This is a genomic window from Citrobacter sp. RHBSTW-00017 (assembly GCF_013797615.1).
Lineage (GTDB): Bacteria > Pseudomonadota > Gammaproteobacteria > Enterobacterales > Enterobacteriaceae > Citrobacter > Citrobacter braakii.
In genome coordinates this window covers 4,321,884-4,337,279 of record NZ_CP056899.1, presented here as the reverse complement: position 1 = coordinate 4,337,279, position 15,396 = coordinate 4,321,884, and the positions used below count along the sequence as shown (strand labels likewise).

Here is a 15,396-nt window from a genome sequence, read left to right as displayed (position 1 = left end):
TTTTATCTTAATGGAATTTATATTAGGGATATTGTTCATGAATGATTTTGTTGGTGGTCGGGAAAATCAACGACACACATTTATTTTTATCGGTAAAGGATGGCAGTACTTTATTATTTGCATTGTCAATTTTTTGCTGTGTTGTATTACTCTGGGTATTTATACACCGTGGGCGATAGTGAAATGTCGGCGTTATATTTACGAGAATATGACTCTCAATGGCCAACCCTTTACCTATAAGGCGACAGGTGGCGCGATATTCGTAAGCTTCTTGTCGATTATGGTGGTTTATGGTGCCAGCATGAGTTCTATTGCTAACGGCAGCCCTCTCGTTGGTTTTACTTTGATTGGTTTACTGGTAGCTGTCCTTCCATTAATGACCATAAAAAGCCTGCAGTATCAGGCGATGATGACGTCGCTTAACGGTGTGCGTTTTGGTTTTGACTGCTCACAATTACATGCATGGCTTTTTTTACTGGTTGTGCCAGTGGTGCTTGCTGTGGTGAACTGGGGAGTGATTTATCTTCTGATACTTGCCACCGACTGGATTGAGGGCAGTACTGGAATGCTTATCAGAATAGCATTTATCGCGTTGGTGGGAATTGTGGGCATGGGTATCACCTACGGTATTACCTATGCAAAATGGATGCAGTTAGTGGGTAATGGCGGTAATTTTGGTATTCACCGCTTTACTATTAACGTCAATATGAAAGCAAGCATAGTGGGGTGTATTAAAGCCGTGCTGGTACTGCTGCCATTTGTTGTTGTGATTGTCTGGCTAATTGCCCCTATCTTTCTGCAAATGGTGATGTTGGCAGTGTTAGGCGTGGCCGACGACGAATTTATCTGGGAGAATCAGAGCAGAATAATGGCGAGCTATTTTCTCTATTTCGCCGGAATTATTGTGGTTGGAAGCTATTTATACACTACGCTACGTAATCTGTTCATGAATAACCTGGCGCTGGCCGAGGGCAAAATCCGCTTTCATTCTTCCGTCACTGCACATGGCCTGATCTGGCGTTTTGTACTGGTGTTGTTTATTTCAGGCATCACGTTTGGGCTAGCTTATCCGTGGATGAAAATGTGGCTGGTCAGTTGGCTGGCCAGTAACTCCCATGTACAAGGGGATTTGGATGCGCTGGAACTGACTGACCATACAGAGGCGTTGGAAACAGGTCCGGCGATGTGGGTATCACGTGGTGTGATGACCTACTTCCCGTTCATCTGATACAACAAGGCCGGAGCATGCTCCGGCCTTTAATACGTGTATAACGTAACGGCAATTACAGCGCGGCGATGACCGCCTGCTGCTCAATCAGCTTCGCTTTCGCTTCCGCATAACCGTCCAGCTTCTCACGCTCTTTGGCGATAACAGCTTCCGGTGCGCGAGCAACGAAACCTTCGTTGGAAAGTTTGCCTTCGATACGGGCAATCTCACCTTCGATTTTCGCTACTTCTTTCGCCAGACGCGCCAGCTCATCTTCTTTATTGATGAGGCCAGCCATCGGGATCAGCAGCTCGGCGCCGTCGATGATTTTGGTCACGGAGACTGGACCTTTGTCATCGGCTGGCAGTACGGTGATGCTTTCCAGACGCGCCAGGTTCAGCAGGAAGCTGCGGTTATCGTTCACACGGCGCATCGCATCAGCGCTGCAACCGCGCAGCAACAGTTCGAGCGGTTTACCTGGGGCGATGTTCATTTCCGCACGGATGTTACGTACGGCAACGATCGCCTGCTTCAGCCATTCGGTATCAGCCAGTGCGGCTTCATCAACCTGTGCGGCGTTATATTCCGGGAACGGCTGCAGCATGATGGTGTCGGCGGTAATACCGGAAATCACCTTCACACGCTGCCAGATGGTCTCGGTGATGAACGGGATGATCGGATGCGCCAGGCGCAGCAGACCTTCCAGAACGGTGACCAGCGTATTGCGGGTGCCGCGCAGTTCAGACTCGGAACCGCCGTTCATTACCGGCTTGGTCAGCTCCAGATACCAGTCGCAGAACTGGTTCCAGGTGAATTCGTACAGAATGCCCGCGGCGATGTCGAAGCGGAAGTTGTCCAGCGCTTCGCGGTACGCTTTGATGGTCTGGTTGAATTCAGCAAGGATCCAGCGATCCGCCAGCGACAGGGTCATTTCGCCGCCGTTGAAGCCGCAATCCTGGTCTTCGGTGTTCATCAGCACAAAGCGGCTGGCATTCCACAACTTGTTACAGAAGTTACGGTAACCTTCCAGACGCTTCATATCCCAGTTGATGTCGCGACCGGTAGAGGCCAGCGCCGCCAGGGTGAAGCGCAGTGCGTCGGTGCCGTGCGGCTCGATGCCGTCCGGGAACTGCTTCTCGGTACGCTTGGCAATCTTCTCGGCCAGCTGCGGCTGCATCATGTTGCCGGTACGTTTCTCCAGCAGTTCAGCCAGGGAGATACCGTCGACCATATCCAGCGGGTCAATGACGTTGCCCTTGGATTTGGACATCTTCTGGCCTTCGTCGTCGCGGATCAGACCGGTCATGTAGACGGTCTTAAACGGCACCTGCGGCTTGCCGTTTTCATCTTTGATGAAGTGCATGGTCATCATGATCATGCGGGCAATCCAGAAGAAGATGATGTCGAAACCGGAAACCATCACGCTGGTTGGGTGGAACTGACGCAGCGCGTCGGTGTTTTCCGGCCAGCCCAGGGTAGAGAAGGTCCACAGTGCGGAGGAGAACCAGGTATCGAGAACGTCTTCGTCCTGGCGAAGCTGAACGTCGGCACCGAGGTTGTTTTCCTGACGCACTTCGTCTTCGGTACGGCCAACGTAGACGTTGCCGTCGTTGTCATACCATGCCGGGATACGGTGACCCCACCACAGCTGACGGGAAATACACCAGTCCTGAATATCGCGCATCCAGGAGAAGTACATGTTTTCGTACTGCTTCGGTACGAACTGAATGTCGCCGTTCTCAACCGCTTCAACCGCCGGTTTCGCCAGCACGTCGGCACGGACGTACCACTGGTCGGTCAGCATCGGTTCAATAACCACGCCGCCACGGTCGCCGTAAGGCACGGTCAGGTCGTGCGGTTTAATTTCTTCCAGCAGGCCCAGCGCATCAACGGCGGCAACCACCGCTTTACGCGCGGCAAAGCGCTCCAGCTTCTGGAACTCAGCCGGGATTTCATTGGAATAAACGTCGGACTCTTCGCCTTTGGTGTCGTACACTTCCGCGGTTTCACGGATGTCGCCGTCAAAGGTCAGAATATTGATCATCGGCAGGCCGTGACGTTTCCCGACTTCGTAGTCGTTAAAGTCGTGCGCCGGGGTGATCTTCACGCAGCCGGTGCCTTTTTCCATATCAGCGTGTTCATCGCCGACGATGGGAATGCGGCGGTTAACCAGCGGCAGAACAACAAACTTGCCAATCAGATCTTTATAACGCGGATCTTCCGGGTTGACGGCCACGCCGGTATCGCCCAGTACGGTTTCCGGACGGGTGGTGGCGACGACCAGGTAATCTTTACCATCAGCGGTTTTCGCGCCGTCAGCCAGCGGATAGCGGATGTGCCACATTGAGCCTTTCGACTCGCGGTTTTCCACTTCCAGGTCGGAAATTGCGGTGCGCAGTTTCGGGTCCCAGTTCACCAGGCGCTTGCCACGGTAAATCAGGTCTTCTTTGTACAGGCGAACGAAGACTTCTTTCACGGCATTGGAAAGACCTTCGTCCATAGTGAAGCGCTCGCGCTCCCAGTCAACGGAGTTGCCGAGACGGCGCATCTGGCGGGTGATGGTGCCGCCGGATTCCGCTTTCCACTGCCAGATTTTGTCGATAAACGCTTCGCGACCGTAGTCGTGGCGGGTTTTACCTTCTTCAGCGGCAATCTTACGCTCAACCACCATCTGGGTTGCGATACCCGCGTGATCGGTACCGGCCTGCCACAGGGTGTTTTTACCCTGCATGCGCTGGTAGCGGATCATGGTATCCATGATGGTTTGCTGGAAAGCATGACCCATATGCAAACTGCCGGTGACGTTCGGCGGCGGGATCATGATGCAGAAGGACTCTTTGCTTTCATCGCCGTTAGGTTTGAAATAGCCCTGCTTTTCCCAGTGCTCGTAAAGCGGCTGTTCGATATCTTGTGGGTTGTATGTCTTTTCCATTATTTCCAGGTTGCCGTATTCAGGTTAAAACCAGCCACGCGGTAAGCTTTGTAGCGATCGCGTGCCGATTGTTTCAAAGAATCTTCGTAAGGAACGAAGTCTATCACTTCTGTGAAAGCGGTGGCAAAATCTGCAAAGCCAACGCGCAAACTGATAAGCAGGTCGCGCGGGCTGCTGTTGCGTTTCTCCGGCCAGGCAATTTCTACCGGTGCGCCGCCTCTGGGGCCTTCACCTGCCAGATTATGCGGAACAAAGCTTTCTGCCGGTCTTGCCCACAGGGCTTCATCCAGTCGAAGAGCCTGCTTTTCGTTTTCGCAGGCGATCAGCACGCGCTTGCCAGCACGCCAACGTTCTGCGGCAATTTCACACACCAACTGCTCGACGGCGCTTAAGCCATCGTGTTGCGTGCCATTGTCCAGAAGATAGAAAGTTGCGTTTCTCATATATGGGGCTTCTTCTGGTGAATTTAAATGCGTTGCCATGATGCACAACCGTAGGCCGGATGGCGTTGAGCTTATCCGGCCTACGGGTCTTATTGCTTGTGCTTACCGCCTTACTCTTCGCCGTTAAAACCGGCACGATTGAGCAGGAACTGCGACAGCAGCGCCACCGGACGACCGGTTGCGCCTTTGGCTTTCCCTGAACGCCATGCGGTACCGGCGATATCGAGGTGCGCCCAGTTGTACTTACGGGTAAAGCGTGACAGGAAGCAGCCCGCGGTAATGGCGCCGCCAGGACGTCCGCCGATGTTCGCCATATCCGCAAAGTTGGACTCTAGCTGCTCCTGGTATTCATCACCCAGCGGTAAACGCCACGCGCGGTCGCCAGCCTGTTCGGACGCACCGATCAGCTCATGCGCCAGCGGGTTGTGGTTCGACATCAGGCCAGTGATGTGATGGCCCAGCGCAATCACGCACGCGCCGGTCAGGGTTGCGACGTCAATCACCGCTTCTGGCTCAAAGCGCTCGACGTAGGTTAATACGTCGCACAGGACCAGACGGCCTTCGGCATCGGTATTGAGAACTTCAACGGTCTGACCAGACATGGTGGTCAGCACGTCGCCTGGACGATACGCACGGCCACCCGGCATGTTTTCGCAGCCTGCCAGCACGCCGACGACATTGATTGGCAGCTGAAGCTCGGCCACCATGCGCATCACGCCATATACCGCTGCCGCGCCGCACATGTCGTATTTCATCTCATCCATGCCTTCGGCAGGTTTGATGGAGATACCGCCGGAGTCAAAGGTTAACCCTTTACCGACCAGCACGATCGGACGCGCGTCTTCGGATGGATTGCCTTTGTACTCGATGACCGACATCAGCGACTCATTCTGCGAGCCGTGACCGACGGCCAGATAAGAGTGCATGCCCAGCTCTTTCATCTGCTGCTCGCCGATCACGCGGGTTACAACATTTTTGCTGTAGCTGTCTGCTAGTTGGCGCGCCTGAGAAGCAAGGTAAGCGGCGTTACAGATGTTCGGCGGCATGTTGCCGAGATCTTTTGCCGCTTTAATGCCGGCGGCGATCGCCAGACCGTGCTGGATCGCACGTTCACCGCTGGTCAGTTCCCGGCGGGTCGGTACGTTGAAGACCATTTTACGCAGCGGACGACGCGGCTCGCTTTTGTTGGTCTTCAGTTGATCAAAGCTGTACAGCGTTTCCTGTGCTGTCTCAACGGCCTGACGCACTTTCCAGTAGTTATTGCGCCCTTTGACGTGCAGCTCAGTCAGGAAGCAGACGGCTTCCATTGAGCCAGTATCATTCAGCGTATTGATGGTTTTCTGAATGACCTGCTTGTACTGGCGCTCATCAAGCTCGCGCTCTTTGCCACAACCAATGAGGAGAATTCGCTCAGACAGAACGTTAGGAACATGGTGCAGCAACAGGGTTTGACCTGGTTTGCCTTCCAGTTCGCCACGACGCAGCAGTGCGCTGATGTACCCGTCGCTGATCTTGTCGAGCTGCTCTGCAATCGGAGAGAGACGGCGTGGTTCAAAGACACCCACGACGATGCACGCACTCCGCTGTTTCTCCGGGCTACCGCTTTTTACACTGAACTCCATGCACTACGCTCCTGAATCTTAAAGACAACGGCGGTGGCTACGGATAGAATTGCAAGCTTTCGTAACTCATACCCGCTGTTGCGGTGACTTCGTGTTAATCTTAACGTTATTACGGCATTGGCACGTCAGAACAATTTCTGAGAGGTGGATCCGTTGAGTATAATGATCTTAGCGACGATTTCGACGACTCAAGAGAATAAATGACGTTTAAGCCATGAAACAAGCTAAATTCCGGCAAAAGACGGGTTTTTACGGGCGTATTTAAAGTGATAATCATAAGATATCTGGTTCGGGAAACGCTCAAAAGCCAACTTGCGATCCTATTCATCCTGCTTTTGATCTTCTTTTGTCAAAAGTTAGTCAGGATCCTTGGTGCGGCGGTTGACGGTGATATCCCGGCGAATCTGGTGCTCTCGCTGCTGGGGCTGGGCGTGCCAGAAATGGCGCAACTTATCTTGCCATTAAGCCTGTTCCTCGGGCTGCTGATGACGCTGGGCAAACTGTATACCGAAAGTGAAATTACGGTCATGCACGCCTGCGGGCTGAGCAAGGCTGTCTTAGTGAAAGCGGCGATGGTGCTGGCGCTGTTTACCAGTATTATTGCGGCGGTCAACGTGATGTGGGCCGGACCGTGGTCCTCCAGACATCAGGACGAAGTCCTGGCGGAGGCGAAAGCGAACCCCGGTATGGCGGCGCTTGCTCAGGGGCAATTCCAGCAGGCGACTAACGGCGGCTCGGTGCTGTTTATCGAAAGCGTTGACGGCAGTAACTTCAACGATGTGTTCCTCGCGCAAATCCGCCCGAAAGGTAACGCCCGTCCTTCGGTGGTGGTAGCGGACTCCGGTCATCTTACCCAATTGCGCGATGGCTCCCAGGTCGTGACGCTGAACCAGGGGACGCGTTTTGAAGGGACCGCGCTGCTGCGCGATTTCCGCATTACCGACTTCCAGAATTATCAGGCGATTATCGGTCATCAGGCCGTGGCGCTGGATCCAAACGATACCGACCAGATGACCATGCGTACGCTATGGACGACCGACACCGATCGCGCCCGTGCGGAGCTGACCTGGCGTATCACGTTAGTATTCACCGTATTTATGATGGCGCTGATGGTTGTACCGCTGAGCGTGGTGAACCCGCGTCAGGGTCGCGTACTGTCCATGCTGCCAGCAATGCTGCTTTATTTGCTGTTCTTCCTGGTTCAGACATCGCTGAAGTCGAACGGCGGCAAAGGTAAGCTGGATCCGGTGTTCTGGATGTGGACGGTTAACCTGGCGTATCTGGCGCTGGCAATTGTGCTTAACCTCTGGGATACGGTGCCGATGCGCCGCTTACGTGCCCGTTTTATGCGTAAAGGAGCGGTATAATGCAGCCTTTTGGTGTACTTGACCGCTATATCGGTAAAACCATTTTCACCACCATCATGATGACGTTGTTCATGCTGGTGTCGCTCTCCGGGATCATCAAGTTTGTCGACCAGCTGAAAAAAGCCGGGCAGGGGAGCTACGATGCGATGGGCGCCGGGCTGTATACCCTGCTCAGCGCGCCGAAAGATATCCAGATCTTCTTTCCGATGGCGGCGCTGCTGGGTGCTTTGCTGGGGCTGGGCATGCTGGCGCAGCGCAGTGAACTGGTGGTCATGCAGGCTTCTGGCTTTACCCGTATGCAGGTGGCGTTGTCGGTGATGAAAACCGCGATTCCGCTGGTGTTGCTGACGATGGCCATCGGCGAATGGGTGGCGCCGCAGGGCGAACAGATGGCGCGTAACTACCGTGCGCAGCAGATGTATGGCGGCTCGCTGCTCTCTACCCAGCAAGGTTTGTGGGCGAAAGATGGCGACAGCTTTGTCTACATTGAGCGGGTGAAAGGTGACGCCGAGTTAGGCGGAATTAGCATCTACTCCTTTAACGACAAGCGCCGTTTGCAGTCCGTCCGTTATGCCGCAAGCGCGACGTTTGACCCGGAGCAGAAGGTCTGGCGTTTGTCGCAGGTGGATGAATCCAACCTGACCGATCCGAAGCAAATCACCGGCTCGCAGACGGTGAGCGGCACCTGGAAAACCAACCTTACACCCGACAAGCTCGGCGTCGTGGCGTTGGATCCTGATGCGCTCTCGATTAGTGGTCTGCATAACTACGTGAAGTACCTGAAGTCGAGCGGCCAGGACGCCGGACGCTACCAGCTCAATATGTGGAGCAAAGTCTTCCAGCCGCTGTCTGTGGCGGTAATGATGCTGATGGCGCTGTCGTTTATCTTTGGTCCGCTGCGTAGCGTCCCGATGGGCGTGCGCGTGGTGACAGGGATTAGCTTCGGCTTTGTGTTCTATGTGCTGGACCAAATCTTTGGCCCGCTGACGCTGGTGTACGGCATTCCGCCGATTATCGGCGCGTTGCTGCCAAGCGCCAGCTTCTTCCTGATAAGCCTGTGGCTGATGCTGCGTAAGTCCTGATATTCGCCCCTCCCGCTGTGCGGGAGGGGCGCCTTCCTGCTAGCGTTTTCTCCCGCCCATCAAACTCCCCAACATGCCGCGTATTATCTGATTGGTGACCTGTCGCGCCGCGCTCTTCGCCACGCTCTGTACCACGCCATCGCGCTTGCCGCCGCGCGGTCCGGTGCTGCCAAACAGAATATCCTTCAATCCACCGAGAATACCGCCGTCCACATCGATCGCTTTACCGTTGGCGGGAGGTGTATTTTGCTGCTCGGTGCTGGCCTGCACGCCTTGCTGTAAACGCTCATAGGCGGACTCGCGGTCGATCTGTTCTTCATATTTACCGTACAGCGAGGAGTGATTAATCAGCCCGTTGCGCTCGTCATCCGTCACCGGTCCCATCCGCGAGCACGGCGCAATCACCATCGCCCGTTCAACCACCGACGGGCTGCCTTTGGCGTCCAGAAACGACACCAGCGCCTCACCGGTTCCCAGTTCCTGAATGGCTTTTTCGGTATCAAATGCCGGGTTGGCGCGCATGGTTTGTGCCGCGGTTTTCACCGCTTTCTGATCCTTCGGTGTGAACGCGCGCAGGGCGTGCTGCACGCGGTTCCCCAACTGACCGAGCACGTTGTCTGGAATATCTGACGGGTTTTGCGAGACGAACCACACGCCGACCCCTTTCGAGCGGATCAGGCGGATCACCTGTTCGATTTTATCCAGCAGTACCTGCGGGGCGTCGTTGAACAGCAGGTGAGCTTCATCGAAGAAGAACACCAGTTTTGGCTTCTCCAGATCGCCTGCTTCCGGCAGCTGTTCGTACAGTTCGGAGAGCATCCACAGCAGGCTGGCGGCGTACAGTTTGGGCATCTGGTAGAGCTTCTCTGCGCTGAGGATGTTGATCATCCCTTTGCCGCTGGCGTCAGTTCGCATCCAGTCTTTGATGTCCAGCATCGGTTCGCCAAAGAAGTGCGCCGCCCCCTGTTGCTCCAGCGACAGCAGTCCACGCTGGATTGCCCCGACCGAGGCGCTGCTGATATTGCCATACTGATTCTGGAAGGATTTGGCGTTATCGCCGATGTACTGGGTAATAGCTCGCAGGTCTTTGAAATCGAGCAGCAGCAGGCCCTGGTCATCAGCAATGCGGAAGATAATATCCAGCACGCCGGACTGCACGTCGTTGAGGTTCAACAAACGGGCCAGCAGCAGCGGGCCGAGGTCAGATACCGTGGCCCGCACGGGGTGACCTTTTTCGCCGAAGATATCCCACACCGTGACCGGATTAGCATGCGGTTGCCAGTCGGTAATGCCGATATTTTTCAGGCGGGCGAGCAGCTTTTCAGAGGCCTGCCCTTCCTCGGCCACGCCGGTTAAGTCGCCTTTCACATCGGCCATAAATACCGGTACGCCAATTTCAGACAGCGATTCGGCCAGCTTCTGTAGCGTGACGGTTTTACCGGTCCCGGTCGCGCCGGTAATCAGTCCGTGACGGTTGGCCATGCCTGGCAGTAAAAACAGTTCGGTGTCCGGCGTGCGGGCAATTAGCAGGGGTGTGCTCATTGAGATTTCCTCCATTTATCTTGCCTGGAGTATAGGCAATGTCCATCAAAGAGAGTATGCGATGGCCGGAGAAAATGACTTAAAGCGTATTGCCGTGATAAATCTGGTACCCCAAATCCACGGTGTTGTGGTTATGGTCGTTGTTCTTGATTTTGCTCAGCAACATCTGCGCTGCCATGCGGCCAATGTCAAAACGCGGGGTGATCACGCTGGCGAGGCTTGGGATCATCTGCCTGCCCATTTCCAGCCCGTGAAAACCGGCAATTGAGATCTGTTCCGGAACGGCCAGATCGCGCTCGCGGCACAGCAGCAGCGCGCCCATCGCAATATCGTCGTTGGTGCAAAAAACGCCGTCTAAATCCGGATGCGCGGCGAGCGCGTCCCGCATCATCTGGGTGCCGAGATGGATGGACGAAATAGAACGCGGATTGACGCGAAGCGGCACCAGACCCCGGCGCGTCATGGCATCGCAATAGCCGCGATAGCGCTGTTCATCGCGGACGTCGTCTTTCGAACCGAGATAGAGGATTTTGCGCCGCTGGCGTTTATCCAGCATGGTGCTGACCATATCAAATGCCGCCTGACGGTTATCGAAGCCTACTTCCATGTCCAGACGATCGCCCTGAATATCCATCAGCTCCACCACCGGAATGTTGGCTGAACGCAGAAACTTCACCGTACGCAGGGTGTGATATTTCTCGGACAGGATAATGCCGTCGATATTGTATGACAGCAGATTGATCACCGACTCTTCCTCGGATTCCCGGTCGTAATTGTAGTTAGCGATCAGCGTCTGATAGTTATGGTCCGAGGTGACCGACTCAATGCCGGCCAGAATGTCAGCGAACAGCTGGTTTTGAAACGAGGGGATCAGCACGCCAAGCGTATAGCTTTGCGCATTCAGCAGCATCGCGGGCGCGCGGTTGGGGATGTAATTAATCTCCTCCATAATCTGCGCGATGCGTTCACCGGTTTCCTTTGCGACCTTTTTTGGCGAGCGAATGTAGCGGCTCACCGTCATTTTGGTCACGCCCGCCAGCGTGGCGATGTCTTGCAAAGAAATTCTGTGGTTCCTCATTTTCTCTCCAGTGCCGGGGAGCGCGGATCTGTGCTCCCCGGTGATGACCGTCTTAATGCAGAATGGCGTTCAGCGCCAGAACCCCCAGCAGCCCCATAATGGAAATCAGCGTCTCCATTACCGTCCAGGTACGCAACGTTTCCCCGACGCTGAGATTAAAATAGCCTTTAAACAGCCAGAATCCCGGATCGTTAACGTGGGAGGCAATCACGCTGCCCGCGCCGGTAGCCAGCACCATCAGCGCCGGGTCGGCGTGGGTGACGTTAATAATCGGCAGTACCACGCCTGCGGTGGTGATCGCCGCCACGGTGGCTGAACCGAGCGCGATACGCAGCAAGGCGGCGACCGTCCAGCACATCAGCAGCGGAGAAAGCGACGTGCCGGTCATCAGGTGCGAGATATATTGCCCCACGCCGCTGTCGACCAGAACCTGCTTAAACGCGCCGCCCCCGGCGATGATAAACACAATCATCGCAATCGCACCGATAGAGTCGCCAATGATATCCATAATTTGCTCGATCGTACGTCCGTTACGTCGACCAAGGGTAAAAATGGCGAGTACGATAGCGATAAACAACGCGACCGCAGGGTTACCGATAAACTCAAAGAACACCCGTACGCTGTTGGTTTTCGGCAGCGTGATTTCGCACACTGCGGCGACCGCCATCAGTATGACCGGGATTACCGCGGCAAAGATACTGTTCCAGAATGACGGCATCTCTTCTTCGGTGAACAGATGCGGGTTGAATAACCCTTCCGGCGGCGCTTTCTCAAAGCGGGTCAGCAGCTTAGAAAACAGCGGCCCGGCAACAATCACCGTCGGGATAGTAATAATAAAGCCGTACAGCAGGGTAGTGCCGAGATTAGCCTCGAAAATGGTGGCAATCGCGGTCGGCCCCGGATGCGGTGGCAGAAAACAGTGGGTCACGGACAGCGCAGCTACCATCGGGACGCCAACATACAGCAGCGGCAGGCCGGAAGAGGCCACCACCGTAAACACCAGCGGCAGCAGCAGAACAAAGCCGACTTCGAAAAACATCGCCAGACCTACCACCAGTCCGGTGATCACCAGCGCCCACTGCACGCGTTTCTTACCAAACGTGCCAATCAGCGTGGTGGCGATGCGCTGAGCCGCGCCGGTATCGGAAATCAGCTTACCGAGCATTGCACCGAAGCCAAGGATCATCGCCAGACCGCCGAGCGTCCCGCCGATCCCATTTTGTATTGAATGCAAAACGGCCTGGGCATCCATCCCTTCGGCAAAACCGACGACCGCCGCCACCAGGACCAGAGCAATAAAGCCGTTAACTTTAAAACCAATCATCAGGACCAGGAGCAGCGCGACGCCTGCCGCAATTATTATTAATGGCATAATCGTTTCTCTTATATCCCCGTCATACTTCAAGTTGCAGGTGTGTTGGCTACGCTCACTCACCCGAATCACTTACTCAAGTAAGCTCATCGGGTTCATTCACTTGCCGCCGTCCCGCAACTCGAATTATTTAGGGGTGGCCAAAAATGCAGCGCCTGGGCGCTGCGTGATGTTGCGTTGTGTTGCATCAGACGGCGACCAGCATGCCGCCATCGACAAACAACAGGTGCCCGTTAACAAAATCGGATGCTTTGGAAGAGAGGAAGACCGCCGCGCCAATCAACTCCTGCGGATCGCCCCAGCGCGCGGCTGGCGTACGTTTGCACAGCCAGGCGGTGAAGGCTTCATCCTCGACCAGCGCTTTGGTCATCTCGGTTTTGAAGTAGCCCGGTGCGATACCGTTGACCTGGATATTGTGGCGTGCCAGCTCAACGCACATACCGCGGGTGAGCATTTTCACCGCGCCTTTCGAGGCGGCATACGGCGTGATGGTGTCGCGGCCCAGTTCGCTCTGCATGGAGCAGATGTTGATGACCTTCCCGGCCTGACGTTCCACCATGCGACGCGTTACTGCCTGCGAGACCAGGAACACCGCCGTCTGGTTAACGGCAATCACATCGTTCCAGTCCTGCTCCGGGAACTCGGTAAACGGATGGCGGCGCTGAATACCGGCGTTATTCACCAGTACATCGATTGGGCCAATGTCTTTTTCGATATGGTCGATGGCGGCATCAATGTCCTGTTTCTGCGTAACATTAAACGGCGCGGCAACGGCGCGGATCCCTTCCTGTTGCAGTTTGGCGACGGCAGCCTCTGCGCGCTCCGGCGTAATATCATTGACGATAATCTGCGCGCCATATTTACCCAGCCCGGTCGCCAGTAAATAACCAATACCCTGGGCCGAACCGGTGATCAGAATATTTTTTCCATCCAGTGAAAAAAGATCGTTCATTATGTTCTTCCTTATTTTGTTTCAGCAAAAACGAGCTGGACTTTCGCCGCCTGGGTTTTATCCCCGGCAAAGATCAGCGCCTGTTCAAGCTCGGTAAACGGATATTCAGCGCTGAGTAACGGCAGTGGATCGATAACGTTATTCGCCAGCCACGACACCGCGGTGTTGAACTCGGTGGTAAAGCGGAACGAGCCTTTGAGCGCGATCTCTTTGCCGATCAGCATCATCATCGGGAAGTCCGGCACCGCGCCGCCCATGCCGACCTGCACCATCACGCCTTTCGCGCGGGTGACCTCCAGGCAGGTGGTGATTGAGGACGGATGACCAGAGACTTCGAAGCTGACGTCGAAGTAGCCTTTCTCTTTTTTCCACTCATCGAGCGAGTCCTGCTGCGGGTTAATCAGCGTGTCAGCACCCATCTGCTGGGCCAGCGACAGCGAGCGCGGGCTGATATCAGCACAGACAATTTCTGCTGCGCCGAGCGTTTTCACCGCGCTGACGATCAGGCAGCCGATAGGCCCCACGCCGGAGATAAACACGCGCTTGCCCTGCAGGTCTCCTGCTTCATGCGCGGCGTGGATCGCGACTGCCAGCGGTTCGGCAAAGGCCATGACTTTTTCATCGGCGTGCTGGGGGTAGGGGATGCACTGCGCGGTATCGACGGTTTTAAATCGGGTAAAGCCGCCGTCAACGTGGGGAAAATACATGGCGCTGCCAAAAAAGCGCATTTCCGTGCACTGGTTTTCGTCGTGCAGCAGACAGTATTTACAGTGGCCACAGGGCTTCGACGGATTAATAGCCACCGACTGACCTTCATGTAATTCTTTTGAGTCGCTGTGCACCACTTTACCAATAACTTCATGGCCTAAAATCATCGGTGCTTTAACGGTAAAATTACCGACTTTTCCTTCCTGATAATAATGTAAGTCGGAACCACAAATTCCGCCGCGGGTAATTTGCACCAGCGTTCCTTTATTATTCCATTCAATATTTTGGTCGGTAATGGCAACAGTTTTCTTACCCGCGACAACGCAGGATTGGGTTTTGACTTGCATAAATGCCTCACTGGTCAGGTAGTAACCTCGGCAGCATTTAAACGGTTTTGATTGTTATTATTTGTGATAAAGATCACGCTGGAAAATTGTTACACTACAATGTTACGCATAACGTGATGCGCCTTGTAAATCTGCTCAGCCACGCCGAAAAAAGGTGAATTCTGCATTGTGGAAGGCGTAGTATCGCGCCATGGAATATGAATCTGGAGTTTTTTCAATGGCCGGGGAAAGTTATATTTTGATGGGCGTTTCGGGTAGCGGTAAATCTTTAATTGGCAGCAAAATTGCTGCAGTATTATCGGCTAAATTCATTGATGGTGACGATCTCCATCCGGCCCAAAATATTGATAAAATGTCTGAAGGTATTCCATTAACCGATGAAGACCGACTACCGTGGTTAGCACGATTAAATGACGCTTCATACAGTTTATATAAAAAGAATGAGACCGGGTTTATTGTCTGCTCGTCATTAAAAAAACAGTATCGCGATATATTGAGACAGGGCAGTCCGAATGTGCATTTTTTGTGGCTGGACGGCGATTACGAGACCATTCTGGCGCGCATGCAGCGTCGGGCAGGGCATTTTATGCCGGTGGGATTACTCAAAAGCCAGTTCGATGCGCTGGAGTGCCCGCAGGAGGACGAACATGATATTGCCCGCATCGACGTGAACCATGACATCGAGCATGTGACGGAACAGTGCCGCCAGGCGGTGATCGCGTTTCGTAACGGGCAATAAGCTCA

The 15,396-nt window shown here is 54.5% G+C and carries 13 protein-coding genes; 5 read left to right on the top strand and 8 right to left on the bottom strand.

Annotated elements, in window-relative coordinates:
* Positions 1-37: 37 nt before the first annotated feature.
* Positions 38-1,228 carry a DUF898 family protein gene (locus tag HV037_RS20915; RefSeq protein ID WP_103283429.1) on the top strand — a complete coding sequence of 397 codons (1,191 nt, stop codon included), beginning with the start codon at positions 38-40 and terminating at the stop codon, positions 1,226-1,228.
* A 55-nt stretch (positions 1,229-1,283) separates the two neighbouring features.
* Here HV037_RS20915 and HV037_RS20910 read toward each other — a convergent pair whose 3' ends face one another.
* The 3 genes from HV037_RS20910 to pepA form a co-directional block, all read right to left on the bottom strand.
* On the bottom strand, positions 1,284-4,139 hold the full coding sequence (locus tag HV037_RS20910; RefSeq protein ID WP_016151504.1) for a valine--tRNA ligase: 2,856 nt from the start codon (positions 4,137-4,139) through the stop codon (positions 1,284-1,286).
* Positions 4,139-4,582, bottom strand: coding sequence for a DNA polymerase III subunit chi (gene holC / locus HV037_RS20905; RefSeq protein WP_181022909.1), 444 nt, complete (start codon positions 4,580-4,582; stop codon positions 4,139-4,141). The genes HV037_RS20910 and holC overlap by 1 nt, the downstream gene beginning before the upstream one ends.
* 110 nt (positions 4,583-4,692) lie before the next feature.
* Complete coding sequence (pepA, locus tag HV037_RS20900; protein WP_003025870.1) at positions 4,693-6,204, bottom strand: leucyl aminopeptidase; 1,512 nt, start codon at positions 6,202-6,204, stop codon at positions 4,693-4,695.
* 153 nt (positions 6,205-6,357) lie between these two features.
* Here pepA and HV037_RS24460 point away from each other — a divergent pair, with 153 nt between their 5' ends.
* The 3 genes from HV037_RS24460 (at position 6,358) to lptG (ending at position 8,653) form a co-directional block, all read left to right on the top strand.
* Positions 6,358-6,408: a hypothetical protein gene (locus HV037_RS24460; RefSeq protein WP_212723231.1), complete on the top strand. Its 51-nt coding sequence runs from the start codon at positions 6,358-6,360 to the stop codon at positions 6,406-6,408.
* A gap of 62 nt (positions 6,409-6,470) precedes the next feature.
* Positions 6,471-7,571, top strand: a complete 1,101-nt coding sequence (lptF, locus tag HV037_RS20895) for an LPS export ABC transporter permease LptF (protein WP_016151506.1) — start codon at positions 6,471-6,473, stop codon at positions 7,569-7,571.
* Positions 7,571-8,653, top strand: a complete 1,083-nt coding sequence (gene lptG / locus HV037_RS20890) for an LPS export ABC transporter permease LptG (protein WP_008786067.1) — start codon at positions 7,571-7,573, stop codon at positions 8,651-8,653. Before lptF ends, lptG begins: the two co-directional genes overlap by 1 nt.
* Positions 8,654-8,692: 39 nt before the next feature.
* Here the strand turns inward: lptG and HV037_RS20885 are convergent, their stop codons facing one another.
* From HV037_RS20885 to idnD, 5 genes are all read right to left on the bottom strand, one after another.
* Entirely contained in the window at positions 8,693-10,195 is a 1,503-nt protein-coding gene (locus tag HV037_RS20885) for a helicase HerA-like C-terminal domain-containing protein (RefSeq protein ID WP_046275851.1), read from the bottom strand.
* Between the two features lie 79 nt (positions 10,196-10,274).
* Positions 10,275-11,273 (bottom strand): LacI family DNA-binding transcriptional regulator, encoded by a 999-nt coding sequence (locus HV037_RS20880; protein ID WP_047358548.1) that lies wholly within the window; start codon positions 11,271-11,273, stop codon positions 10,275-10,277.
* A 52-nt stretch (positions 11,274-11,325) separates the two neighbouring features.
* Positions 11,326-12,645 carry a gnt-II system L-idonate transporter gene (gene idnT / locus HV037_RS20875; protein ID WP_016155581.1) on the bottom strand — a complete coding sequence of 440 codons (1,320 nt, stop codon included), beginning with the start codon at positions 12,643-12,645 and terminating at the stop codon, positions 11,326-11,328.
* Between the two features lie 187 nt (positions 12,646-12,832).
* The gene (gene idnO / locus HV037_RS20870) at positions 12,833-13,597 is read right to left on the bottom strand and encodes a gluconate 5-dehydrogenase (RefSeq protein ID WP_016151510.1); all 765 of its coding nucleotides are present in this window, start codon (positions 13,595-13,597) and stop codon (positions 12,833-12,835) included.
* A gap of 11 nt (positions 13,598-13,608) precedes the next feature.
* A complete protein-coding gene (idnD, locus tag HV037_RS20865; RefSeq protein WP_049268592.1) occupies positions 13,609-14,652 on the bottom strand; it encodes an L-idonate 5-dehydrogenase in 1,044 nt (347 codons plus the stop codon).
* Positions 14,653-14,869: 217 nt separating this feature from the next.
* Between idnD and idnK the strand changes: the two genes are divergently transcribed.
* Positions 14,870-15,391: a gluconokinase gene (gene idnK, locus HV037_RS20860; protein WP_049268591.1), complete on the top strand. Its 522-nt coding sequence runs from the start codon at positions 14,870-14,872 to the stop codon at positions 15,389-15,391.
* The last annotated feature ends 5 nt before the right edge of the window (positions 15,392-15,396 follow it).

Bases quoted from the DNA above. Each gene is read 5' to 3' on its own strand.
- HV037_RS20915 (WP_103283429.1), top strand. From the start codon at position 38: ATGAATGATTTTGTTGGTGGTCGGGAAAATCAACGACACACATTTATT.
- idnO (WP_016151510.1), bottom strand. From the start codon at position 13,597: ATGAACGATCTTTTTTCACTGGATGGAAAAAATATTCTGATCACCGGT.
- holC (WP_181022909.1), bottom strand. From the start codon at position 4,582: ATGAGAAACGCAACTTTCTATCTTCTGGACAATGGCACGCAACACGAT.
- idnD (WP_049268592.1), bottom strand. From the start codon at position 14,652: ATGCAAGTCAAAACCCAATCCTGCGTTGTCGCGGGTAAGAAAACTGTT.
- HV037_RS20885 (WP_046275851.1), bottom strand. From the start codon at position 10,195: ATGAGCACACCCCTGCTAATTGCCCGCACGCCGGACACCGAACTGTTT.
- pepA (WP_003025870.1), bottom strand. From the start codon at position 6,204: ATGGAGTTCAGTGTAAAAAGCGGTAGCCCGGAGAAACAGCGGAGTGCG.
- idnK (WP_049268591.1), top strand. From the start codon at position 14,870: ATGGCCGGGGAAAGTTATATTTTGATGGGCGTTTCGGGTAGCGGTAAA.
- HV037_RS20880 (WP_047358548.1), bottom strand. From the start codon at position 11,273: ATGAGGAACCACAGAATTTCTTTGCAAGACATCGCCACGCTGGCGGGC.
- lptG (WP_008786067.1), top strand. From the start codon at position 7,571: ATGCAGCCTTTTGGTGTACTTGACCGCTATATCGGTAAAACCATTTTC.
- idnT (WP_016155581.1), bottom strand. From the start codon at position 12,645: ATGCCATTAATAATAATTGCGGCAGGCGTCGCGCTGCTCCTGGTCCTG.
- HV037_RS20910 (WP_016151504.1), bottom strand. From the start codon at position 4,139: ATGGAAAAGACATACAACCCACAAGATATCGAACAGCCGCTTTACGAG.